Origin of the sequence: Dyadobacter sp. CY312 (genome assembly GCF_021390535.1) — a bacterium.
In the GTDB taxonomy this organism is placed as follows: Bacteria; Bacteroidota; Bacteroidia; order Cytophagales; family Spirosomataceae; genus Dyadobacter.
In genome coordinates this window covers 325,705-350,013 of the sequence record NZ_JAJUXG010000012.1, presented here as the reverse complement: position 1 = coordinate 350,013, position 24,309 = coordinate 325,705, and the positions used below count along the sequence as shown (strand labels likewise).

At 42.1% G+C, this 24,309-nt stretch carries 19 protein-coding genes; 14 read left to right on the top strand and 5 right to left on the bottom strand.

Going from position 1 to position 24,309, the window contains the following annotated elements; all coding sequences use genetic code 11:
- Positions 1-34: 34 nt before the first annotated feature.
- The 6 genes from rseP (at position 35) to LZG71_RS18270 (ending at position 6,975) form a co-directional block, all read left to right on the top strand.
- Positions 35-1,351, top strand: coding sequence for an RIP metalloprotease RseP (gene rseP / locus LZG71_RS18295; RefSeq protein WP_233822798.1), 1,317 nt, complete (start codon positions 35-37; stop codon positions 1,349-1,351).
- 5 nt (positions 1,352-1,356) lie between these two features.
- Positions 1,357-1,923 (top strand): DUF6702 family protein, encoded by a 567-nt coding sequence (locus LZG71_RS18290; RefSeq protein ID WP_233822726.1) that lies wholly within the window; start codon positions 1,357-1,359, stop codon positions 1,921-1,923.
- A 127-nt stretch (positions 1,924-2,050) separates the two neighbouring features.
- A complete protein-coding gene (gene lon, locus LZG71_RS18285) occupies positions 2,051-4,567 on the top strand; it encodes an endopeptidase La (protein WP_233822724.1) in 2,517 nt (838 codons plus the stop codon).
- Between the two features lie 29 nt (positions 4,568-4,596).
- The gene (locus LZG71_RS18280; RefSeq protein WP_409013639.1) at positions 4,597-5,076 is read left to right on the top strand and encodes a DUF6932 family protein; all 480 of its coding nucleotides are present in this window, start codon (positions 4,597-4,599) and stop codon (positions 5,074-5,076) included.
- A 10-nt stretch (positions 5,077-5,086) separates the two neighbouring features.
- Positions 5,087-5,377, top strand: a complete 291-nt coding sequence (locus LZG71_RS18275; RefSeq protein WP_233822720.1) for a hypothetical protein — start codon at positions 5,087-5,089, stop codon at positions 5,375-5,377.
- 119 nt (positions 5,378-5,496) lie between these two features.
- Positions 5,497-6,975, top strand: coding sequence for a tagaturonate reductase (locus tag LZG71_RS18270; RefSeq protein ID WP_233822718.1), 1,479 nt, complete (start codon positions 5,497-5,499; stop codon positions 6,973-6,975).
- A 29-nt stretch (positions 6,976-7,004) separates the two neighbouring features.
- Here the strand turns inward: LZG71_RS18270 and LZG71_RS18265 are convergent, their stop codons facing one another.
- Genes LZG71_RS18265 through LZG71_RS18255 form a run of 3 tightly spaced genes read right to left on the bottom strand, consistent with a single transcriptional unit; the run spans position 7,005 to position 9,960 of the window.
- A complete protein-coding gene (locus LZG71_RS18265; protein WP_233822717.1) occupies positions 7,005-7,790 on the bottom strand; it encodes a hypothetical protein in 786 nt (261 codons plus the stop codon).
- Between the two features lie 40 nt (positions 7,791-7,830).
- The gene (locus tag LZG71_RS18260) at positions 7,831-8,547 is read right to left on the bottom strand and encodes a DUF3784 domain-containing protein (protein ID WP_233822715.1); all 717 of its coding nucleotides are present in this window, start codon (positions 8,545-8,547) and stop codon (positions 7,831-7,833) included.
- Between the two features lie 18 nt (positions 8,548-8,565).
- Positions 8,566-9,960, bottom strand: a complete 1,395-nt coding sequence (locus LZG71_RS18255) for a S9 family peptidase (RefSeq protein WP_233822713.1) — start codon at positions 9,958-9,960, stop codon at positions 8,566-8,568.
- A 220-nt stretch (positions 9,961-10,180) separates the two neighbouring features.
- Between LZG71_RS18255 and LZG71_RS18250 the strand changes: the two genes are divergently transcribed.
- Entirely contained in the window at positions 10,181-11,323 is a 1,143-nt protein-coding gene (locus tag LZG71_RS18250; protein WP_233822711.1) for a WG repeat-containing protein, read from the top strand.
- A 254-nt stretch (positions 11,324-11,577) separates the two neighbouring features.
- Entirely contained in the window at positions 11,578-14,040 is a 2,463-nt protein-coding gene (locus tag LZG71_RS30480) for a helix-turn-helix domain-containing protein (protein ID WP_255713120.1), read from the top strand.
- Here the strand turns inward: LZG71_RS30480 and LZG71_RS18230 are convergent.
- Entirely contained in the window at positions 14,000-15,298 is a 1,299-nt protein-coding gene (locus LZG71_RS18230) for a DUF3472 domain-containing protein (protein ID WP_233822709.1), read from the bottom strand. The genes LZG71_RS30480 and LZG71_RS18230 overlap by 41 nt on opposite strands.
- Positions 15,299-15,587: 289 nt before the next feature.
- Between LZG71_RS18230 and fbp the strand changes: the two genes are divergently transcribed.
- The 6 genes from fbp (at position 15,588) to LZG71_RS18200 (ending at position 22,702) form a co-directional block, all read left to right on the top strand.
- Entirely contained in the window at positions 15,588-16,583 is a 996-nt protein-coding gene (fbp, locus tag LZG71_RS18225) for a class 1 fructose-bisphosphatase (protein WP_233822707.1), read from the top strand.
- 37 nt (positions 16,584-16,620) lie between these two features.
- Entirely contained in the window at positions 16,621-17,979 is a 1,359-nt protein-coding gene (locus LZG71_RS18220) for a DEAD/DEAH box helicase (RefSeq protein ID WP_233822705.1), read from the top strand.
- Between the two features lie 169 nt (positions 17,980-18,148).
- Positions 18,149-18,889, top strand: a complete 741-nt coding sequence (locus tag LZG71_RS18215) for a M48 family metallopeptidase (protein WP_233822703.1) — start codon at positions 18,149-18,151, stop codon at positions 18,887-18,889.
- A 192-nt stretch (positions 18,890-19,081) separates the two neighbouring features.
- Positions 19,082-21,259, top strand: coding sequence for a tetratricopeptide repeat-containing sensor histidine kinase (locus LZG71_RS18210; protein WP_233822702.1), 2,178 nt, complete (start codon positions 19,082-19,084; stop codon positions 21,257-21,259).
- Between the two features lie 43 nt (positions 21,260-21,302).
- Positions 21,303-21,932 carry a response regulator transcription factor gene (locus LZG71_RS18205; RefSeq protein WP_233822700.1) on the top strand — a complete coding sequence of 210 codons (630 nt, stop codon included), beginning with the start codon at positions 21,303-21,305 and terminating at the stop codon, positions 21,930-21,932.
- Positions 21,933-22,057: 125 nt separating this feature from the next.
- The gene (locus tag LZG71_RS18200) at positions 22,058-22,702 is read left to right on the top strand and encodes a hypothetical protein (RefSeq protein WP_233822698.1); all 645 of its coding nucleotides are present in this window, start codon (positions 22,058-22,060) and stop codon (positions 22,700-22,702) included.
- 49 nt (positions 22,703-22,751) lie between these two features.
- On the opposite strand, the gene LZG71_RS18195 is transcribed toward LZG71_RS18200, so the two are convergent.
- Positions 22,752-24,083 carry a WG repeat-containing protein gene (locus LZG71_RS18195; RefSeq protein WP_233822696.1) on the bottom strand — a complete coding sequence of 444 codons (1,332 nt, stop codon included), beginning with the start codon at positions 24,081-24,083 and terminating at the stop codon, positions 22,752-22,754.
- Between the last annotated feature and the right edge of the window lie 226 nt (positions 24,084-24,309).

The following is a 24,309-nucleotide window of genomic DNA, read 5'->3' as shown; positions in this document are numbered from 1 at the left end:
TTTGGAAGGAATACAGGAATGGTGGCCAGGAGCCCTGGAAGTAATAGTAATGGCAGGACAGCTTATTTTGGGCTTGTCCATACTCGTAGGATTGCATGAATGGGGGCATATGGCAGCAGCCAAGCTGTTCGGTATGCGGGTAGAGAAGTTCTACATCGGCTTTCCTCCCAAAATATTTAGCTTACAAAGAGGAGAAACAGAATACGGAATCGGAGCTATCCCGCTTGGAGGTTTTGTAAAAATATCAGGTATGATCGATGAGTCGATGGATACCGCAGCCATGAGTTCAGAACCACAGCCATGGGAATTCCGCTCTAAACCAGCCTGGCAACGACTTATCGTGATGCTTGGTGGAATTATCGTAAACGTGATCGTTGGTATTTTCATCTTCGTAGTACTTGCTTACAATGAAGGAGAGCAAATTTTACCAAGCACAGAATTGAACAAATACGGAATCGTTGCGAGCCCCCTTGCAGAAGAAATTGGATTGAAAACCGGTGATAAAATCGTGAAGGTGAACGGAAAACCTTATAACGATTTCAGAGATATTATTGGCCCGGAAGTACTTATGGGATCCAACAGCTCTTACACCATCGACCGCAACGGAGAGGAAATTCAGATTGATATTCCTAACAACATGATCGAGCAGTTGGCTGATCTGGACGAAAAAGGAACTTTCATTCTTCCACGTGCTCCTTTCAAAATTGGAGAACTGGCACCGGGATCCAACGCTGAAAAAGCGGGTATTAAGGTAGATGATCGCATCATCGGGATTAATGGCGCACCAATCCGCTACTTCGACGAATTGCAGGCAGAATTGAAAAAGCTTAAAGGCAAACAAACAACGGTGGTAGTTCAACGTGGAGCAGAGCAAAAATCGCTGCCTGTGGAAGTAACTCCGGAAGGAACCATCGGATTCGGATCTCAAACGCTCCTGAATTTCACAACTGTTGAATACACATTGCCGCAGGCTATAAGCGCTGGTACAGCTGATGCCTTTGGTGTGGTTTATAACAATATTAAAGGTTTTGGTAAAATTTTCCGTGGTGAAGTTTCGGCATCCAAAGCATTGAGCGGTCCTATCGGGATCGCGCGTATGTTTGGTGGTGTTTGGGATTGGGGCAAATTCTGGCGCCTAACCGGACTTTTATCTATGGTACTTGCATTTATGAACGCCCTGCCTATTCCTGCACTGGATGGTGGCCATGCAGTTATACTTTCTTACGAAATCATTTCAGGACGTAAACCATCCGATGCATTCCTCGAAAATGCACAGAAGGTTGGTATGGTTCTTCTGCTTGGACTAATGGCATTTGCGATTTTCAATGATGTCTGGAAAGTGATATTTTAATTAAAATGGATAATGGAAAAATGAAGGACGGAGGAAAATTAATCAGACTGAACACCAGGCACTTTTCTCCTTTCTCCTTCCTTCGTTTTTCAACTTTTATCATTTTAGTTTCTTCCTTTTTTTTGATTTCTGCATCTCCCAAACATGATTACCATGTGAGCGTTACACAGATGCAGTACAATCCCGGCACCAGATTGTTTGAAGTGAGTATCCGGATTTTTACCGACGATCTGGAAAGGGCATTAGGTCAAACCAATGGTAACAGCCGGTTTTCGATTAAGAATAACGACCAGAACGACTCCTTTGTATCGGGTTACATTCAAAAGCATTTTGTACTTGCCGACGATCAAAAAAAGGTTTTGCCGATTCGATACCTTGGAAAAGAACAGGAAGAAGATGCTACCTGGGTTTATGCAGAAATCCCTTTTAAAATGCCGTTGACAGGTCACAAACTTCAAAATAGCATTTTAGCAGAAACGTTTGACGACCAGGTAAATATGACGAATATTACCATTTCGTCCGGTAAGAAAACCTACCTTTTCAAGAAGGGACAACTTGTTCATTCTCTGTAATTGGTTAACTTACCAAAGCCTGACATAATGAACTATGGCATGGCTATTTTGTTATATATTCCCTTTCTTTTGAAAGTCATTATTTATATATTGGGAAAAGATATTCTGTCATATTGACAGACCGCCTATGAAATTTGAACCTTCTGACTTATATAGTCGGCTACTGATGTCCGATTCGGATATGGATAGCCTTGAAATTGTCCCTCTCGGAGGTCCTGACGGATCCGATGAGCCTTTTGAACTGCCTAACGAACTCGCTATATTACCAATAAGGCAAACTGTTCTCTTCCCGGGAATGGTAATTCCTGTAACCGTAGTACGCCAGAAAGCCATTCGACTGGTAAAGAAAATATACCGCAACTCGGACATCAACCTCCGCATTTTAGGAGCTGTAACGCAGGAGAAACCTAACAAGGAAGATCCGACAGCTGAGGATCTTTACAGTGTTGGAACAGTAGCTCAAATCCTGAAAATGATCACTTTACCGGACGGCAATGTAACGATCATTGTACAGGGAAGGCAGCGTTTTGAGATCAAATCGATCATCAGCGAAGACCCGTACATTACAGCTTCTGTTCAGGCGATTGAAGATACTTTTGTAGCTCCTACGAAAAAGGAATCCAAGGCATTGTTGCAGTCTTTGAGAGATGGCGCGCATAAAATCATGCGACTTAATCCGGAAATTCCGCAGGAAGCACGCATTGCGCTGGACAACATTGAAAGTCCGGTTTTCCTGATCCATTTCCTTTCTTCCAATATCAATGTAGAAGTTGCCGACAAGCAAAAGCTGCTTGAAGAACGTAACGGACATAAACAAGCCACTCTTTTGCTGCAATACATGATGCGGGAAATTGAGATGCTTGAACTGAAACGTGAGATCCAGTCAAAAGCAAGCTCTGATATTGACCAGCAGCAGCGGGATTATTTCCTTCGTCAGCAGATCAAGGTTTTGCATGACGAATTGGGGATCGACAGCCCGGAGCGTGATATGGATGAGATTCGTCTCAAAGCAAGCCAGAAAAAATGGCCTGATACTGTAAAAGCGCATTTTGAAAAAGAACTGAACAAGCTTCAAAGGATTAATCCAATGGCACCCGAATATCCGGTGACGATGAATTATCTGGAAAACCTTGTGGACCTCCCATGGTCGCAATATACTAAAGACAATTTCGATCTGGTAAGAGCTCAGAAAATCCTGGACGCTGACCATTTCGGACTTGAAAAAGTGAAGGAGCGGATCATCGAATACCTTGCTGTTCTCAAACTGAAAGGTAATCTGAAAGCACCGATTCTTTGTCTTTATGGCCCTCCGGGAGTTGGAAAAACTTCTTTGGGTAAATCGATCGCCAAAGCACTCAACCGGGAATACATCCGTATGGCTTTGGGTGGTGTGCATGACGAAGCCGAGATTCGTGGCCATAGAAAAACTTATATAGGGGCAATGCCTGGCAAAATCATTCAGAATATCAAAAAGGCCGGCTCTGCCAATCCTGTTTTCATTCTGGATGAAATAGATAAAGTAAGCTCCGACTACCGTGGCGATCCTTCTTCGGCTTTGCTTGAAGTACTGGATCCTGAACAAAATTCTTCTTTTACAGACAACTATCTGGAAGTAGAATATGACCTTTCGAAAGTCTTGTTCGTTGCAACGGCCAATTCTCTGGACACCATTCATCCGGCCCTTCGTGACCGTATGGAGATCATTGAAATGACCGGTTACACGATTGAGGAGAAATTGCAGATTGCGAAAAGATACCTGGTTCCCAAGCAACGGAAAGACCACGGATTGAAGGCAACTGATGTAAAAATGGACGATACCGCTCTGGTTAAGATCATTGAAGGATATACCCGTGAATCAGGTGTTCGTAATCTGGAACAAAAGGTAGGTGCTGTGGTCAGGAAAATTGCAAAATCAGTAGCGATGGAGCAGGAATATCCTAAAACAATCAAAACCGAACAGGTTGAAAAATACCTTGGAGCGGAAATATTTGACAAAGACCTTTATCAGGATAACGATTTCGCAGGTGTTGTAACGGGCCTTGCCTGGACATCTGTTGGAGGAGAAATCCTGTTTATTGAAACAAGTCTGAGCCGTGGAAAAGGCGGATTGACTTTGTCGGGACAATTGGGAGATGTCATGAAAGAATCGGCTGTGGCTGCCCTTTCGTATCTGAAAGCCAATGCGGACCGTATGGGTATTGACTACCGTATTTTCAATCACTACGATCTGCACGTACACGTTCCGGCTGGTGCGGTACCAAAAGATGGTCCTTCTGCCGGTGTAACAATGGTAACCTCCATGGCTTCCATATTCACCCAGCGCCGTATAAAGCCTTATCTGGCCATGACGGGAGAAATCACGCTTCGTGGAAAAGTGCTTCCTGTTGGTGGTGTGAAAGAGAAAATTCTTGCAGCGCGCCGCGCAGGTGTTCGTGAAATTATTCTTTGCGTTAAAAATCGTAAGGATGTGGAAGAAGTACCAGCAAACTACATCAAGGATCTGACTTTCCATTACGTGGATCAGATTGATGAAGTACTGGCGATTGCTTTGCTTCCCGAAAAAGTTAAGAACGCTACCCAGTTCGTTTTTCCGGAAGAAAAAAAGGAAAAAGAGGAAAGCGGGTTTGTAACGGTGGATGTTTGAGTTGTTAGACTTTAGAATCGACAAACACTATGCTACATTTCAACGCAAAGGGTTTCTTAGTTCCAAATCTTAACATCTCTTCGAACTTGGCAGAACTGGAATCTGAGTTTGTTGATAATATAGATTCTGAAAGACGAAGGCATCTATTCACAAAATATGTTGAATATTCTAATTTGTTGAAAAGTCAGCTGACAGAAAGCTCATTGTTACAGTGGATAGATGGTTCTTTTATTAGCAAAAAACCGGATCCGGCAGATATTGACATTGTAAGCTTTATAAATTATAAAGAACTAGAAAACAATGACAAGCGATTGGATAGGTTTAAATATCCTTTTTCTTTAACTAACTTTGAACTAGACGCCTACATAGTTTTGGTTTATCCAAGAGATCATATAAACTATCCTTTGTATGTGGGAGACAGGTTATATTGGATGGATTTATTTGATAAAGCTAAAAGAAACCGTAGTGGCGTAAAAAGCCCAAAAGGATTTTTGGAGTTACAATTTTAAAAATCAGACCATGAATAATTCTCAGGTTTTTAAACTTATAGACCTTATTGAAGACATCAAAAAAGTTGATGCAATGATTTTATTGCACGATAATATTGATACCTCTTCATTCATGTCGTCGCAGTACGAATCAAAAAAGACAAAATTGATGAGTCAGCTCATTGATCAGTTAATTGCTCCTTCCGTTCAGTCACCACAAACTTTGTCTCTTATACGACAGGTTCTGGCAAAGTTCTACCCGGAAAACAGCACAAATTTAAAATACGATGAAAATATTGAGAAACTCTCGGCTGCCATTTAATTAAAGTTGGTGAAATATTGAATCAAACAGCAAAGAGGCACCCGCAAGTGCCTCTATGTTATTTTAAGGGTTACTGCAAAAAACTTGCGTCATCATTGCTGAACAAGAAATCGCTTCAAATGTCATTACCACAACTATCGCCAGAACTTCTGGATCAGCGCCCTGATTTATTACTAGGCCATACACAACTTCTTGCCTTACCAGAGAAAATAATCCAGTTTGGTACTGGCGTATTGCTCCGTGGCTTACCCGACTATTTTGTCAACAAGGCAAATCAGCAGGGAATTTTTAATGGCAGAATTGTAGTCGTAAAATCAACTAATACGGGTGGAACAGACGCTTTTTCTGAACAGAAAAATATCTTTTCTCACAGCATAAGAGGAATTGAAAACGGAAATCAGATTGATGATATCGTGATCAATACCGCTATAAGCCGCACGCTTGCAGCAGCCAGCAGCTGGGAACAAATACTTGAATGCGCCCGTAATCCTGAAATTAAAATCGCGGTTTCCAATACAACGGAAGTGGGTATACAGCTCACGGACGACAATCTGTTCGCTTCGCCTCCGGCTTCATTTCCAGGAAAACTGACGGCTTACCTGTACGAACGTTACAAAACATTCAACGGATCGGCAGAGTCAGGGATGGTGATTATCCCGACTGAATTGATCGTAGGCAACGGAACCAAACTACGTGAAATCGTACTCGAACAGGCGAAACGACACGATCTGGGACAGGCATTTGCTGAGTGGCTGGAATTCAACAATGAATTCTGCAATTCACTTGTAGACCGGATCGTACCCGGAAAACCAGATGCCGAAACCATTGCAGAATTAACCGAAAGACAAGGTTTCAGAGACGACCTGCTTATTGTCTCCGAAGTGTATAGTCTGTGGGCGATTGAAGGCGGCGAAAAAGTAAGTGCAGCTCTAAGTTTTGCTGAGGCAGACAAAGGTGTTGTTATTGCTCCGAATATTGATCTGTTCAGAGAATTGAAGTTGCGGTTGCTTAATGGAACGCATACGCTTGCATCAGGACTGTGTTACCTTCACGGAGAAGATACCGTCCGCCAGGCGATGGAAAATCCTGAAACCGCTGATTACATAGCCAATGTGATGTTGAAAGAACTCGCTCCCGCCATTCCATATGAACTAGATCTGAGCGTAGCTGAGGAGTTTGGAGGCCAGGTTCTGGATCGTTTCAGAAATCCTTTTATCCGCCACCAGCTTATTGATATTACAGTGCAATACACGGCAAAAATGAAAATGCGGAACGTACCGACACTTCTGAACCACTATAAAAATTCAGATGCAGTTCCTGAGCTTTTTGCAAAAGGATTTGCAGCTTTCCTCCAATTTATGAAACCTGTTTTGCACAAAGACGGCGGATTCTACGGAGATCGTAACGGACAGCTTTACTCAATCCGTTGCGATTCAGCAGCTTATTTTGACGAAAAATGGAAGAATGCTTCTTCTCCGCTCGATCTGGCCAGCCAGGTACTCGCCGATGCTGATTTGTGGGGAGCTGATCTTACCCTGCTCCCGGGATTTGAACAGGCGGTAAAAGAAAATATGATCGTTACACAAATAGCTGAATAAACATTTATAACCCCGGGATCACCTCGGGGTTATTTTATATCCTCCACCACAACGGTGCTCTCCGCTCTGTTGATTCCATACACCACTACCCTATCCTTCACGATACGATCAATGGCAATACCCTGACCGTGAATTCCAACAGGAATTGTTTTGACGTATTCCAAAGTATAACCCCAGGATGGGATTTTCATCACATATATTTCCGGACGGTCGTGGCCTGTGAGGTACAATAATCCATCGCCACCAAGGGCACCGCCTGAATTACTTTTAGGAGTAAACAGCTCAACAATATTCTTTGGAAAAATCCAGGACTCTACTTCTTTCCAGTCAAGCGTGTATTTAACGAATGAGGTCCAGCGTACATCCCTTCCTTCACTGGCTTCTTTTCCACCATAATGAGCGAAACCGATATACCAGAAACCATCCTTCTGATCCAGCCAGGTCAGTGAGCCGTGATTGTTGATTCCGAAACTATGATTTCCAATGTGTTGAAGTGTTTTGGCATCAAAAATCTCAACAGCGCTGGCCATTGGAATCTCCGGATAATTGGAATTGGCGCAGTAGAGCTTCCCTTTTATTACGACACCACTATTCAGATGTTTAATTCCCCTCTCCGATCCGTCCCAGGATTGAACCAGTTTGCCATCAGCTTTGGTATACTTATGAATCGTGCTATTGTTGATCACATAAAAATGACCTTTGTCAACAGCGACAGCCTGTTTTGCCTCTTTGACCTGAAACTCTTTTTGAGAGAATGCCTTTTCAGAGAGAACCACACTAAACAACAGAAAAACGAACAGAAATTTACCCGGCATATGATACATTTTAGACATCCTCAATACTAAAACTACAAATTTAAAGCCCTCGCCAGTTTTGAATCTTTTTGTAAAGTTCAGCATTATCTTCCTCATCCGTATTGTAATAAATATCTCCTTTTGCAGTATTCAGAAGGATAAATGGGCTCACCTTTTTGTTGACATAGAGTTTAACCTCTTTCCCATTTTTCAATTTAAAACTTCCCTTCGCATAGTCACCAGCTGCAAAACCATTCGACTTGTAAGATATTTCAGGCAGTTCATTTGCCAGTTTCTGGCCCAAAATTTCCTGCTTGGTCAACGTGACACCGTAAGAACCTTTGATCTCTAAAACGTTCTCTTTCAGCACAAGCTCACTGGTTTCGTAATCTGAGAACTGTGAAATCACAACAAATGCAGCAACAAGCAATGTAGCACCTCCCACTACATACGAAGTCATTTTCTGGCCCTTATCAGCGTTATATTTGTTTCCTGCAATGATCATATACATGTAAGCGACCAACGGATACAAAGTCATAAACATGCTTGCCCAATTGTTGTTAATCAAACTGATAAGCACGGTTCCAGCAAATAGTGAAATTGCTAAAATGATGTGAAATCGTTTAAAGAATTTCAAATACCCATCAAGGTCGACAGCGGCACGTTTTGCCTCGGACATTGTATTGTAACCCGACAAAATGTATTTGGCGTTATTTTTTGTAACAATAAAACCGACCGAAAAGAAAATGACAGATAGAAGTAAAGCAATGTAGATCATTATGAATCGATTAAGGATTTATCTAAGCAAAATCCAGTCTGAAATAATTTTCAATGCTGCCGGTGAAAACGTTTCTTCAATCTCACCATACTCCGATACGTTACCTGTTTTCGCAGTTTGAAAAAGATGATTGAGCCCGGGCAATTCCTGTGCGGTTAACGCTACCTTTTTGTTTTTGCCCAATATCGCCCGAATTCCTTCCAGATTTTGCTTTGCCGGAACCTGTAAATCCTTACTCCCATTTAAAGCCAGAACAGGACCTGTTATTTTTGCCAGATATTCTTTGGGTTTATGATTCATGAAGGCCACATACCAGGGTGAAACCGTCTTTTCCGTCAATTGCTGTGCCTGCTTCCTGACTGTATTCTCGTCCATTGTTCCTTTTGAAAGCATATTAAGATGCGATACAAAAAGGCCTTCTATCTTCTTCTTTGTACTGTCTGTGACCGAACCGTTTTTGAGCAAAGCATATACTTTTGAATTTGTATCATTATATATTTTCAGCATCTCCGGGGAAGCGCCGGATGCTTCACTGGTTAATCGAATCTGCTCCAACATTAGCTCATCAATTTCCATCCCGGGAGCAGCAAGCAGTACCAGAAAATCCGGACGATTATTCCCTGCGGCGACAATTGGGCCAACCAGCCCGCCTTCGCTATGGCCTATCAATCCTACTTTGTCATGAGTAATTTTTTCTTCTGTTCTCAAATATTCCAAAGCAACGGCGGCATCCTCTGCAAAGTCGTAGGTGGTAGCTTTTGCAAAGTCCCCTGTTGATGACGTGCCGACTCCTCTGTCATCGTATCTTAAAACGGCAATTCCGTTCCGGCTCAAATGATCGGCTATCACAGCAAAGGGTTTATGGCCGAAAAGCTCGGAATCCCGGTTTTGAGGTCCGGATCCACTCACCAGCACCACTGCCGGGAAAGTGCCGTTCCCATTTGGTATTGTCAATGTCCCTCCCAGGGTGACTTCTGCTTTTTTATTCTCGAACCTCACCTTTTTCTCCGAATATGGAAACGGAGGTTTCGGAGTTTGCGGACGGTTGGGGCCGGTATATCCTGCTTTATTCTTAGAAAAAATCAAAGGAAACTTGAAGCCATTTTGCTGCCATTCGCCAGTGATGGTACTATCATTGCTCAACTCGCCCACATATACGGATTTGATCATTTCGAAATTGACAGTTATCTTCTTCTCTTCGAACATCACCGAATTGGCCTTCATTCCCTTCACATTCTGAGAGGGAATATCCATCACAGTCTGATAGCTACCGTCCTGTTTATCGATATTAAAAATGATATTGATTTGTCCGCTGGGTACTTTCAACGCGCCATTCCAGGATCCAGTGATTTGCTGGGCGTTTGCGAAAGAAGAGATGAAGATGATTAGAATGGTAGTGAAATATTTATTCATGTATATTGGGGTAAATTTTGAGAAATGTAGGTTATGCAATATATACATATCGTTGCGACATCTGAAAGTTACGCACTGTCAGTACAATTGCTTTTACCCTACTCACACAAACGTTAAGAATCCTGATTGAAAGATCAAATATTCTTAAAAGAAGTTAGAACGATTAATTTAAACCAATTTTGCCTTCATCAATACCGACTAACAAACTCAATCAACAAACATGAAATTTTTAATAGTATCATTGCTTTTCGGCATATCTTTATCCCTACATTTCAATTGTAATGCGCAATTACAACATGGTTTTGCGACCCTAAAATTTCCCCATGATATAGAAAAATTCAGTATCAAAAATTTCCGTTTCGCGAGTAATCATATAAGGCTGTCAGAAGTTCCAGCGCAATTGATTTGTCAAGAAGAGATATTATATACAAAACTGGATTCAAAGACAGTCTCATTGTCGAACCTAGAGATTGGACACTATGGAGCAGATTATTTATATAAAACCGAAAAATACATTTATTCACTTGATGATTTTTCGGTTGAGCTAGGCAGAGAGACAATTATTAATGTCAAAGTTACAAACAAAGAAATACAACAGACTGGCGGAAACTGCGATTGCGACATAAACTGTGACTTGAACGAGTCCAAGTACTTTACCAAACACACTAAAATACCAAGTGGATTCTCTTTAAAATGGGTGGAATATCATGGAGACAGCGATTTTTACAGAAAAAATGGTGGGATAATGTTTCTAACTGACGGAAAATTCAATGGTGTTCTCAACAATAAGGGTCAATGGCTAGTCGAGCCAAAGTTTACTGATATACAAACATGTTCAAACAGCGAATTTATATATCAGGTCAAAATAAATGACAAGATTGGTTATTTTAATATCAATACTCAGAAATTTACCGTTCCAGTAGAATATCAAGATACACGTGTCAACTATATAGGAGGTTACTATATTTTAAAAAAGGACGGTAAATATGGAGTCATTGATAGCTTAAACAAAATCGTCATCCCTTTTAATTATGAAAATATTGTTGCTGATGGAAGTAAAAATTTCGAAGAATATAGTGTAAAACAGAACAAGAAGTATGCTCTATTTAGACTAGGAATGCAACTAACTGACTTTAAGTATGATAACCTATATTTAAAAGATAAAGACGACTTTTGCCACTATTACAGTATAAATGGGAAATTCGGCTATCTTCTGAGTAGCGGAAAAGAATTAACAGAACCCATTTTTACCTTACCATCAAGCTTCAAAGGTAATCGGAATTGTACCTCTGCAACACTAGATGGGAGAGAAGTTTTGATTAATAAAAATGGAAAGGTTGTTGATTCGGATTCGTGCAATTGAGTTTAAAAAACTATGAATTCAGATAAATTCCCGTGTAGCCGTCTCAACAGTATGTAGACTCTCGTTGTAGTAACCTGTATGGCGTAAACTGTGTACCCATACCACACATAGAAACTTAAATCTATTGATTCCGTATTACTAATCTGCAACGGATTGTGCTTAAATGAAGTTACTAATTTCATTTTCTGTAACCTTATCTCCTATAAACCTTACTTTTGTGACAATGCGCACTTCATGATTTGCCCCACAAGCCAATGGAACAAAACACACAGCTTCAGCTCGCGGCTGAGTTCATGCACTATACCAACAAGAATATTTTTCTAACAGGAAAAGCAGGAACGGGCAAAACCACCTTTTTACATAATCTCAAAAAGACACTTCACAAACGCATGGCCATTGTGGCGCCTACGGGTGTGGCGGCGATCAATGCGGGCGGCGTTACGATACATTCCTTTTTTCAACTTCCGTTTGGTCCTCATATTCCGGAGAGCTTTATGGCTACGGCTAGTGTTCACAAATTCAGCAAGGAAAGGATCAATCTGATCAAAAGTCTGGATCTGTTGGTGATCGACGAAATCAGTATGGTGCGGGCTGATATGCTGGATGGAATTGATGAAGTTCTCAGAAAATACAAAGACCGCAACAGGCCATTTGGAGGTATACAGTTGCTTATGATCGGCGACTTGCATCAGCTTTCTCCGGTGATCAAGGATGAGGAATGGGGCATGCTGAAAGCGTATTATGACACCATTTACTTTTTCAGTAGCCATGCTTTGCGTAAGACCAGCCCGGTACGGATTGAACTGACGCACATTTACCGGCAATCGGATACAACGTTTATTGATTTGCTCAACAGTGTCAGAGAAAATAAACTCGATACCCGAACGCTGGAAATACTGAACCAACGCTACATCCCGAATTTTAAACCGGCAGATGACGAAGGTTACATTACGCTCACCACGCACAATGCGAGTGCTCAGAATATCAATTCAGAAAGATTACAGGAACTCGATACCAAAACCAAGACTTTCAAAGCTGAGGTTTCAGGAGATTTTCCGGCTATGTCGTACCCGACCGAACAAAACCTTGAAATAAAAGTGGGTGCTCAGGTGATGTTTGTTAAAAATGACATTTCGAGAGAAAAACTGTTTTACAATGGCAAAATAGGCCAAATTTCCCGCATGACCTCGGAAGCGATTTATGTAAAATGCAAGGGAGAATACGGTGAAATAGAAGTGGAGAGAGCTGAATGGCGCAACGTAAAATACGCACTGAATGAGCAAACCAAGGAAATTGAGGAACAGATCATCGGCAGTTTTGTTCAATACCCACTCAAACTTGCCTGGGCGATAACGATCCATAAAAGTCAGGGACTTACGTTTGAAAAGGCCATTATAGATGCGAATGCCTCATTTGCACATGGTCAGGTTTATGTAGCGCTTAGCCGCTGCAAAAGTTTTGAAGGTATGGTGCTAAGCACCAAAATTGGTTCTTCAAGTGTAAAAACGGATGGAACTGTGGCTGCTTATTCGCGCGACGCAAGCAATAATCCGCCTGACAACAGACAGCTACTTGATGCCAAGTTTGATTTCCAGAGATCCCTTTTATTCGAATTGTTTGATTTTGGCGAGACCAAAAGAGCATTCTTTCTTTTGAACAGAGTCCTGGAAGAAAACGCAACCATCATGAATCCTGCTATTCTGGATGCTGTAAGACAAACGCGGGACACTTTTGAAAGGGATATTTTCATTGTTGCAGAAAAATTCAGAAACCAGCTTAACCAACTCATGGCGGAAGTGGCTCTGCCGGAAGAAAATGATGCCGTAAAAGAGCGCTTTGGCAAAGCCATCAACTATTTCTCCGAAAAAATAAATTCCTTTTTAGAGCCGGAAACGAGTGGTCTGGATATCGAAACAGACAATACGGCCGTAAAAAAAGTGGCATTGCAGGCACTGGAAGTTTTACAAAAATCTGTATTTGTGAAAAGTGCATGTGTAAAAGTTTCGCAGGAAGGATTTAGCACCAACGCATACCTGCGCGCAAAGGCCAACGCAGACATAGATTTCAAAGCCAAAAAAGATGCGGGTCCTGTTAAAAAGGAGGTGACGGCACCCAAAAACATGCAGCACAGTAAGCTTTATGCTACTCTGAAATCGTGGAGAAAAGACGTTGCCGCAGAAAACAATGTACTCGATTACATGGTAATACCCATGAAAACATTACTTGAAATATCGGAAACACTGCCAACAACGTCAGACCAGCTTGCTCATATTAAAGGAATAGGGAAAGCGAAAGTCAACCGGTACGGATCATCATTAATCGGGATCGTGAAGAATTATTGCCTTGAAAACGATGTCGAAATACCGGAGATTAACGAAGCGGCACATTCGGATTTAGGATTGAAAACAAAAAAGGAGAAATCCGATACCAAACGCATCAGCTTAGAACTGTTTTTGGAAGGTAAAACCATTGATGAAGTAGCACTTGAAAGAGGTTTGACACCGGCAACCGTAGAAACCCATCTAATCCATTTTATTGAAACCGAGGAACTTGATATTTATAAGCTATACGCTCCTGACAAGATCACCGCAATTACGGCCTATCTGACTGCAAACAGACAGGCCACGCTTGGCGAAGCAAAAAATGCTTTGGGCGATAATTATTCTTACCCGGAAATCAGGGCTTGTCTGAAATACCTGCGGACAACCGATCTATAACTTCAAAATCTACATCCGGCTCTTTGCCAGATGCCTTTCTAGTGAAAAGTGTATTGATATGGGTAGTTTCATTGAAAAAACCACAGTTTTTCAGAAAGAACACATCCTTTTGCTGTCCACCGGCATAGTCAAGCCGGTAACCTTTCCTGGCCGTTGCGTCTGCTGTAAATTTTGCCTCTGTAAGTTCTGACCATTTAGCCGAACTACTTTTTATCCACTGATTCCCGAAATTTACCTGACGGCTCACATCACCCATTTCCGGGATGAAGTTTTCGAGAAATGAATGAAATCGTTTCAGATAAGTTTGCGTTTTGGGTCTTTGAAAACTGGCAATGAGCCTCCACTGATTCTCCTCAGGAGCAAAAAAATAAGCGGTGTAGGTTGTAGTACTGTCGCCGGTCGGTTTTCCTCTCAGCAAAAAACGGTATGTATTTTCCGCCTTCCAGTTGTATTTCAGATAACTCTGCCCTCCCGAACCTTCATTGCCAAACTCGCCAGTGTAAACATCTTTCCCTTTTCCAAGCATTTTAATCTGTTTGTCTTTTGGAATCGACTTGGGATCATCGGTATGAAAGGGACTCCAGACTGAAAATAATATCCGTCTTTCCTTTTCAGAGTTGACCTGCATTCCGAAATATCCCTCAGCAAAACCGTTCGCCATGTAATACGATCCGATCACATCCTGATCTTCCGGAACAGTTACCTCGTTATAGAACCATTCTACTTCTTCATTTTCCGGCATGGTGTAACTCAAATGAACGGACGGACCGCGTCGTCCCCAATAGAAGTAGCCATCCTTGTTGTCTTTTACAAATGCCATTTTTTCATTTACAGCGCTCCCATCAACCGTAATCCCATTTATCTCTGCAAAAGTTGCGGACGTTTTGGAGATACCCCGAACAGCTATTTTGAGATAGCCTGCCTTCTCAACAATCCATTTACCAACTAAAAATTTTTCAAACTTAGGACTTACATCCACTTTTTGCGATTTGCCAAGAGCTGACAATTCCAGTTGGGCGGTCCCGGCTGTGCTCAAATTTAAGGTAACGTTCAATTCACCGGCTTTTGCCAGGTACACATATATTTCCGGCACCTCTGTGGAATTGCTCCAATCAGCTAGTCCCTTTTCTGTGATTTTAGCAGTGCTACCTCCTTTGACCCATGTGTTGCCACCCAGCGGAATGTATACGCCTTCTTCTGCCATTACAGCACCTGAAAACAACGTAATCCAAAAGTATTGAAAGAGGAATTTTGACATAGCAGAATAGGTTCAGGATTGAAGCTGTAAAGATAACTTCCCAGAGATATTCATTTCCTTTTGGGGCAAAAAGGCACATCAATCTCAAAACTAAAAAACCAGAATCCAACTGAAAAAAGTACAAGCTGACGAAAATTCAACTACCTAACCCTTAGGATTATAATAGTAATTGATTGAGGTAAATTAATATTAATTATTAAAAAAAATTATTAGCCGACCGTGCTTTGAAATGTGATCCGGGCGGCTGTAAATTTCCTAAATATTACTACATACATGATCACTTTCCACTATGAGCTCTAAAACCGCACAAGAACTTGCATTACCTGTTGGCGTCACCCTCGACCGATTTATTATGCTAAGCCAGAGCGCTTTCCCGTATGCCACAGGAGAGCTTTCGCAACTGTTGCGTGACATTGCACTTGCCGGCAAGATCATCAACAGGGAAATTAACAGAGCAGGCCTGGTGGATATTGCAGGCGGCAACGGAACGGAAAATGTGCAGGGCGAAAATCAACAGAAACTGGATATTGTTGCCAACATCCGGTTTATCAGAGCGCTGAAAAATGGTGGAGAGGTTTGTGCTATTTTATCTGAGGAAGATGAAGACATTATACACACCGGAAACGATCAGGGCAAATACGTGGTAGCAATGGATCCGCTGGATGGTTCATCCAATATTGATGTGAACGTGTCCATAGGGACCATTTTTTCAATTTACAGAAGGGTTACACCAACAGGGACAGCTGCTACGATGGAGGATTTTCTTCAGGGCGGACGTAAACAGATCGCAGCTGGCTACATACTCTATGGTTCGTCCACGATGCTGGTTTTTTCAACGGGTGAAGATGTAAATGGTTTTACACTGGATCAGTCACTGGGTGAATTTATTCTTTCCCATAAGAACATCTGCTCTCCCAAATCAGGAAATATTTTTTCGGTTAATGAAGGAAATTATTACAGCTATCTTGAATCTGTTCAAAAATATCTGGATAACTGCAAACGCAAGGGATTCAGTGCCAGGTATATTGGTTCGCTTGTAGGTGACTTTCATCGGAACCTGCTCAAAGGAGGTATCTATCTTTACCCATCCACAAAAAAAGACCCGAAAGGAAAACTGCGGCTTCTTTACGAATGTTATCCGCTGGCTTTTCTCGCAGAGAAATCCGGTGGAAAAGCAAGTGATGGCTTTGGCGCTATTCTGGATATTATTCCCACGTCCGGGCACCAGCGATCACCCATTTTCGTTGGCTCAGCTGCTATGGTAGAGGAAGCTGTGAAGCCATAATTCCGCTTAGCTGATATAGTTTTTGTACCTTTGCAGTATGCAGACTACGGAAAACAAATTTGAGCAGTTTAAACTTAACCGTCAATTACTCAATGCTATTGAAGAAGCCGGATATACCGAGCCAACTCCGATTCAGGAACAGGCCATCCCGCTTGCACTTGGTGGACAGGATATTTTAGGAATAGCACAAACAGGCACAGGAAAAACAGCCGCCTACACATTGCCTCTACTCATGCGAATCAAATTTGCCCAGGGAGAACATCCCCGGGCTTTAATACTTGCACCTACCAGAGAGCTTGCCATGCAGATTTCAGAGGCAATTATTCAGCTGAGCAAATATACGGATATACGTACCGTAGTGCTTTACGGTGGACTTGGCCCTAAATCACAGATAGAAGCGTTACGAAAAGGCGTGGACATCATTGTGGCAACGCCCGGGCGATTCATGGATCTTTATCTGAAAGAGGAGATCGTGGTTAAGTACCTGAATGTGATGATCCTGGACGAAGCTGACAAAATGATGGATATGGGCTTTATGCCACAAATACGTCGCGTGCTTGAAATCATTCCCAGAAAAAGGCAAAACATGCTTTTCTCTGCTACTTTTTCCGATAAAGTCGAAAATCTTTCTTACGAATTCCTTGAATTTCCGACAAGAATAGAAGTGACGCCGCAGTCTACCACGGCTGAAATGGTGACACAAAAACTTTATGAATTACCGAATTTCCGTACGAAAATTAACCTGCTCACCTATTTACTGGAAGATAAGGAAACATTTAACCGTGTTCTGATTTTTACAAGGAGCCGTGAAGTAGCCAGCCTTGTTCACCAGAATTTGCTTGGACGGGTGGTTCAGGAAAATGAGCTGCGTGTGATTCATGCAAATAAAGGGCAAAATACGCGTATTAACGCGATGGATGCTTTTCGTGAAGGTTTTGTACGCGTAATGGTAGCGACAGACGTAGTTGCCCGCGGTATTGACATTACAGAGGTCAGCCATGTGATCAATTTCGATGTGCCGCTTATTTATGAAGATTACGTACACAGGATTGGCCGTACCGGGCGTGCAAACCACATTGGGCAGGCCATTACATTTGCTACGGTTGCGGACGAATATCACATCCATAAGATCGAAAAGATGATCCGCATGGAAATTCCGCGTGAAGAGCTACCCGAAGAAATTGAAATTGCGTCAACGCCGCATGACGAACGACAGGATATGCTCAGAGAAATAGATAACCAGAAAAGGAAAGAAGATCCAACCTTTCTTGGCGCTTTTCACGAAAAAAAGAAAACATATCGTCCGGCGATGAAAACGCCTTCCAAAGGCCAGAAACCTCGCAACAGGAATCCGGGAACCCGCAACAATTCAAGCGGACGATCCAAAAGGAAATAACCAGTGCGGAAATTAGTTAAAGTTATGGCTTTGACTAATTTATTAATAATCGGACAGTTATTGATCCAAACGCTAAAAGCTCCTTGCCAGGAGCTGCTTAATGCAATACATTTCGAATAATTCCGTTTATCTTGGACAATAGAAAACCTGTTTCTCTATTAAAGCTTTTATGAAAGATTCTTTTGTTATTTGGCTTGCCCTGTTAATACCTGCATTCAGTATGGCCCAGGAAACCCATCTGGCCAGCGCGGGTCCTGCTTCTGATACCAACGTGGCCTCGAAAAGGCCCCTGGAATTAAAAGAAAGACGTATTCTGCCTTTGTTTGGCGAACTAAGTAAGACCTCAGATCAGATTGATGAAGAAATTCGCTTTTTGAGCGAATGCGACAAATCGTTTACTACCCGTACCGAAGCCAGCAGTTTTTTTACAGCCCGCGCGTGGGAATATCTGCAGGAAGGTGCGCTTGATACGGCATGCTACCGCTTCAATCTTGCCCATTTACTTGACGATAAAAACGTAGAGCCTTATTGGGGATTGGGTGTTGTGTCTTACCAACGTCAGAACTGGGTAGATGCTAAAAAAATGCTTAGCCGAGGGGTTGAACTGCAAGGAAACAATGTTGCTTTACTTGTGGACCTTTCAACGGTTGATCTGAAATTGTTCGAACTTACCAAAAGAAAGGAGGAACTGGATGAAGCTGCTACTGTTTTGAAGCATGCCACAAGTCTGGATTCGACTTACGCTCTCGGGCAGTACAACATGGCTCTGGTTCACTACAATCTGGACGATCCTGATAAAGCTTGGGAAAGCTTGCACAATGGACGAAAACTGGACTTTGGCCAGATCAACCTTGATTTTGTTGAATTATTAAAAGCCAGAAAGCCAGATCCGCTTGGCTTCTTTAAGTAAGCATTCAGACAATACAATGAAAACCTACCCAATCAGGAAACCTGAGGGGTAGGTTTTTTTATTCAAATTGGGATCAAAAGTCTTTATTTAACGGTAGATATGAGCCGGTAATTTGCCATTACTTTTAGCATTTGAACAGCCAGGAATACACCACCTGCTTTTCATGACCAAGCTACCCTATCTGGCAAAAAAATGAAATCAGCATTATTTGCGATTCTTCTGCATGCATTAGCCTGGCAATTATGTCCTGCTCAGGCCCAAACAACCAAACCTGCTTTATCCCCACTTATTGAGAATTTACTTTCCTCCTCGAAAACCTTAATCAAGCGCGCCGAATACGACTCAGCTTCTTCCAGGCTCAGACAGGCGCTACAACTTTCACTTAATACCAATGCCCGTCATCTTGCTGTGGTATGTTATGATAAACTGGCCGAATTGAGTCTCCTTGTAGGCAAAACAAACGAAATGAACCGGTTTGATTCCCTCTCCCTGCCCATTGTGAAGCAACTTAAAGACACGGTTCTGCTGATCAATGTATACAATCGGCAAGGGATTCAGTTCATTGAAAAAGGCAAACATAAGGAGGCTGAAAACTATTTAGGGATGGCACTTGCTCTTGGTTTGGAGAAGGAAGCTTCTAAAAAAACAGCTGAGGTATACAGCAATTTCGGCTCCATGTATCTTGGCAAAGGTGAAAAAGATAAAGCTCTGGAGAATTTCTTAAAAGCATTGAAACTATACGAGAAAAATGGTGCAGAACAAGGCATGGGAGAAACATACAGCAATATTTCCTCCCTGTTTTATCTTTTGGGAAAAGTGGATGATGCCATTCAGTATCAACAAAAAAGCATCGAAATCCGAAAAAAACTGGACGATAAAAAGGGGCTTACCACCACGAATATCAACATAGGACAACTTTACCTCATTAAAGGGAATAACCCACTGTCACTAACCCATTTACAACAAGCCTTAAAATACGCAGAAGAATTAAAAAATAAGAAACTGTTGGCCTCTGCATCCTCCGCTCTTTCGGCTTACTATTCCAGAGCCAAAAACTATCCTGAGGCGCTGATCTGGCAAACAAAAGGGATCACATTATTTGAAGAAATTGACGATAAACAAATGCTGTCCAGGCTGTACGTTTCAGCGGGAAATCTGGCGAATGCGGCGAATGATTCCGCAAAATCCATAGGTTATTACAAGAAGGGGCTCAATCTGGCGATTGCGATGAACAATAAGGAAAACATTGCCAATGCCTATGAAAAGATAAGCATATTCTTTACCGGACGACAGAATTTTGAACAGGCACATTTTAACTACAAACAGTATATCGCTTACCGTGACAGTATTTCAGAAAAAAGTAATCTGGCAAAAATTACGGAGATCCGCACTTCATATGAAACAGAGAAGAAAGACGGAGAAATAACACGACTCAATACACTTCAAAAACTGAAACAACTGCAAATTGAGAAACAGGAAGCCGTGATAGCAGGTAACTTTTTGGTGGCTAAACAAAAACAGGCAGAGATAGAACTGCTCTCGACTGAGAAAAAATTGAATGAGGAGGCATTGGAAAAACAAAACCTGATCACCAAAAACAAAGAACAGCAACTGGCACTGGCAGAAAAAGAAACTGAATTGAGAGAAAATCAGCTCACCAATCAAAAAATGATCAGAAACCTGCTGCTTGCCGGCCTGGCGCTATTGTTGGTTACAGGTTTTACGTGGTTTAACCGGTTCAAACTGCGGAAGAAAATACAACAGCAAGCCGATCTTCTGGCGATCAGAAACAGTATAAGTAAAAACCTGCATGACGAGATCGGCAGCACGCTTACGAGTATCAATATCCTGAGTAATGTATCTCAAAAAGCGATGAACTCAAATCCTCAGCAGGCACAGGAAATGCTGGGCAAAATAGCGGGACAAAGCAAAACGGTGCAGGAGAAGATGAGTGACATTGTGTGGGCTATCCGTTCAGAAAATGAAAAAATCGAAAGCCTGGTCGCCAGAATTAGAGAATATGCCTCGCAAACGCTGGAAGCCCTCGATATTGAGATCAAAATTACATTTGATGACGAACTGATTGACAAAGAATTACCCATTCAAACACGAAAAGAATTGCTGTTGATATGCAAGGAGGCGATCAGTAACATTGCCAAACATGCGCAGGCATCGAAAGTGGCCCTGTCGTTTGGCAGAAACAAAGAGTCGCTGGAATTGAATATTAAAGACAACGGCAACTGGAAAGGAGACGGAACGGGTACGGGAACAAAAAGCATGATGGAACGCGCCAGACAGCTTGGAGGAGAACTTTCCATCGTGCCTGGTAACTCAGGAACACTCGTGCATTTACTGATTCCTATAACCTGAATATGGTATGTTATTGATCAATAACCTGAGTTAAATTTGATCCATGATTCCAAAAGTGCTCATATATGAAGATAACGAAAACCTGCGCGACAGCGTGGTGACGCTTCTTGAATGGGACAAATCGTGTGACGTGGTCGGTGCTATAACAGATGCAAGTTTTGTAAAAAAGGATGTGGCACGTTACAAGCCCGACGTTATTATTATGGATATAGACATGCCTCACAGCAATGGCGTGAGCGCCGTGAAAGATCTACGAACAGTTAACAAAGACGTTCCGGTATTGATGTTCACCGTTTTTGAAGATGACGACAATGTCTTCAACGCCATTTGCGCCGGTGCCAACGGATATATTCTAAAAAAGAACCTTGAATCTTTACAGGCTTCTGTAACCGACGTATTGGCCGGAGGCGCTCCCATGTCGGGCTCCATTGCCCGCAAAGTACTTGGATTTCTGCCCAAATTTGAAACCAAAAAAGACCCCAATCTCGAACTTCTGAGCAAAAGAGAAAATGAAATTCTGGAATTTCTTGTGAAAGGTTACAGCTACAAAATGATTGGCTCCGAACTGGCGATTTCGGTCGAAACGGTTCGAGTTCACATCAAGAGCATTTACAGAAAGCTACATGTAAATAGCGCTACGGAAGCTTTGTATAAGGTTTCGCAGGGAAAGTAGCAGGCAAGCGCTCCCAACGCCACTAACCCTAATATGTTATTGTACCGCACCCAAGGTTAAAGGAAATTTGTAAACAAATAAGTGTTTTCAATCTCCTGATTTCTTTAACCAAAAATTTCTATATCATGAATAAGCTGGTCATTATCCTCCTTGCTGGTTTTCTTTTCCTTGGCTGCGAAAAGAAAGAAAAAGAAATTGAACCTGAGAATATTAATAGCTATGGCCTCGACGCCACTTTTGATGACGGACGAACCGTCCATTTCAGTCAGTTTAGTCCCGAAACAACTTTTGAAGGGATATTGACTGTCGGGTGTTTTTTCGATGGCGACCAGATGGCAATTGGATTCGGAGCAACCAATTATCAGGATCCCACCAAATCCAACGGATTTGATGCTGGTTTCAAAGTTACGGGTGTCACCAGCGCCAGAGCATATCAGTTTGCCAAGGAAAATACCAACGCGGCCAATACCTCAACGTACATAAAAAGGATCAGAACCGGCTCTGCTGCGGCAAAGCCTTCACCTCTGTTGATATACGACAACAGGGCTAACTACCGCAGATTCCCGACGGGTGAAGGACTTTGTAGTGAAGAAGAACAGACAGTAGATTTTCAAACGATCGACGTTACCAAATATAGCGACAAAGATGGCGGTACGATTGAAGGTACTTTCGATATCCGGGTTTATAACAAACCAGAAGACAACTGCCTGAGTTATCAGAAAACGCGTATCACAGGTGTTTTTAAATTGAAAAGAGCCAATTTTGAGTAAACATTCCGGCAATGGCCTATCAATAAAACCCGGTAATCTGACTCTCAGTTTACCGGGTTTTACTTTTTTGCCTTCTTTTAAAAATGTAGCCATTCAACCAAACGAACAATAAAACCGCTATAATGATGAAGACCGCATTCCATGCGTAGGAAAAACCGACAAACGTTTCGGTACCGTCCAGACTCAACTCATAACGTATTCCGTTCCTGTCGGCGGTGGTTGTTTTTTGATTAAAAGGAAGTGCATGAGCATAGTCGTCTCTGGTGACCAGCTTATTATCAACATCTATATAACCATACTTTTCATTGAGACGAACCATGGAAAGCCCGTTCTGAAAATAGGACGCAAACTCATATTTAAGCGGAGTCCTGATTTTCCCAGTTTTATCGATATGCCCGAATTTGCCATTAATAGCCACCGCAGCCCGGTCTTCGGCGGTAAAACCGCTCGCTTCGTCATATAGAAATGGAATTCTCACTTTTCCGGTTTTATCAATGCATCCCCATTTGTTATTTTTTTTCACCCAAAACAACCCGGCAGTTGGTTTTCGTGTATCGGTATATTCAAAGCCCGTAATCATTTCGCCGGTAAAAACATTGATGAAACCATACCTGTCGCCATATCTCACCCGCTCCATTCCCTGACCGGAGAACTTGTATTCAGGATCAATGTCATCAAGTGCAACCGGAATACGCAGGATCATATTTTTGTCAATAATCCCGTATTTGCCTTTGTACAGAAAGTGATAGATGCCTTTCGCTTCCTTTATCTCTTTTTCTATGTAAGGACTAAAATTCCAGTTGAGCAGATACAGTTCTTTTTTCTTCCACCAGATAATGTCCTCCTTTGTGTCGCGGTTGCAAACGAAATCGACCGTCGCTTTTGAGATCAGGAAGTCATTTTTAAAGTTTTCAATGGGAATTCTGTAAATCGTTTTTCCCGTTGTGTCAATGTAAGAGAGTCCGTATTGTTTCCCAACGGAGTAAATGACCCAGGTTTTGCCTTTGTAAAATTTGTCGGTACCCAAATACACAGGCTCCACCACTACCCTGCCCTTTTTGTTGATAAAACCGTGTAATCCTTGTTTGGCTGCATTTGCTTCCATAGGCACAAATTCGGCCAGACCGTCGGCAAACTCACCGATGTCTTTGTAAGCCGGGGTTAGTTTGTTGCCATTTTTATCAACCAAAAAACTCTGATAGCTGCGGCAGGAAACATCGATTTTCTTGACCACGTAAACGCTGCCGTATTGCTGATGCTCGGAATATTCTTTCAGCCAGGCAGGTTCTGAGGAAGCTGGTTGTTGGGCAAATAGGTGATCGGTATTGAGAAGTAAGAAGAAGAAAGCAAAATACCTTCCGGCGAGTGTTAATATATTCACTGTTGTATTACGTTCATTTCCGGATTCAATTGACAGCAACGAATATACCAATATCTCATTTTAAAGAGCAATAGTTTCGACAACTTCGGTCTGAATGGTGAAGCCAGGCTGAACGACTAAGTAACAGTTCCAATTTTTATAAGTCGGCGGTCTGCATGGCGTAGCCAGGCTGAACGATCAAGTAGTTTCATTTTTTTGATCCGTTCAGCCCGACGATGTCGTGCAG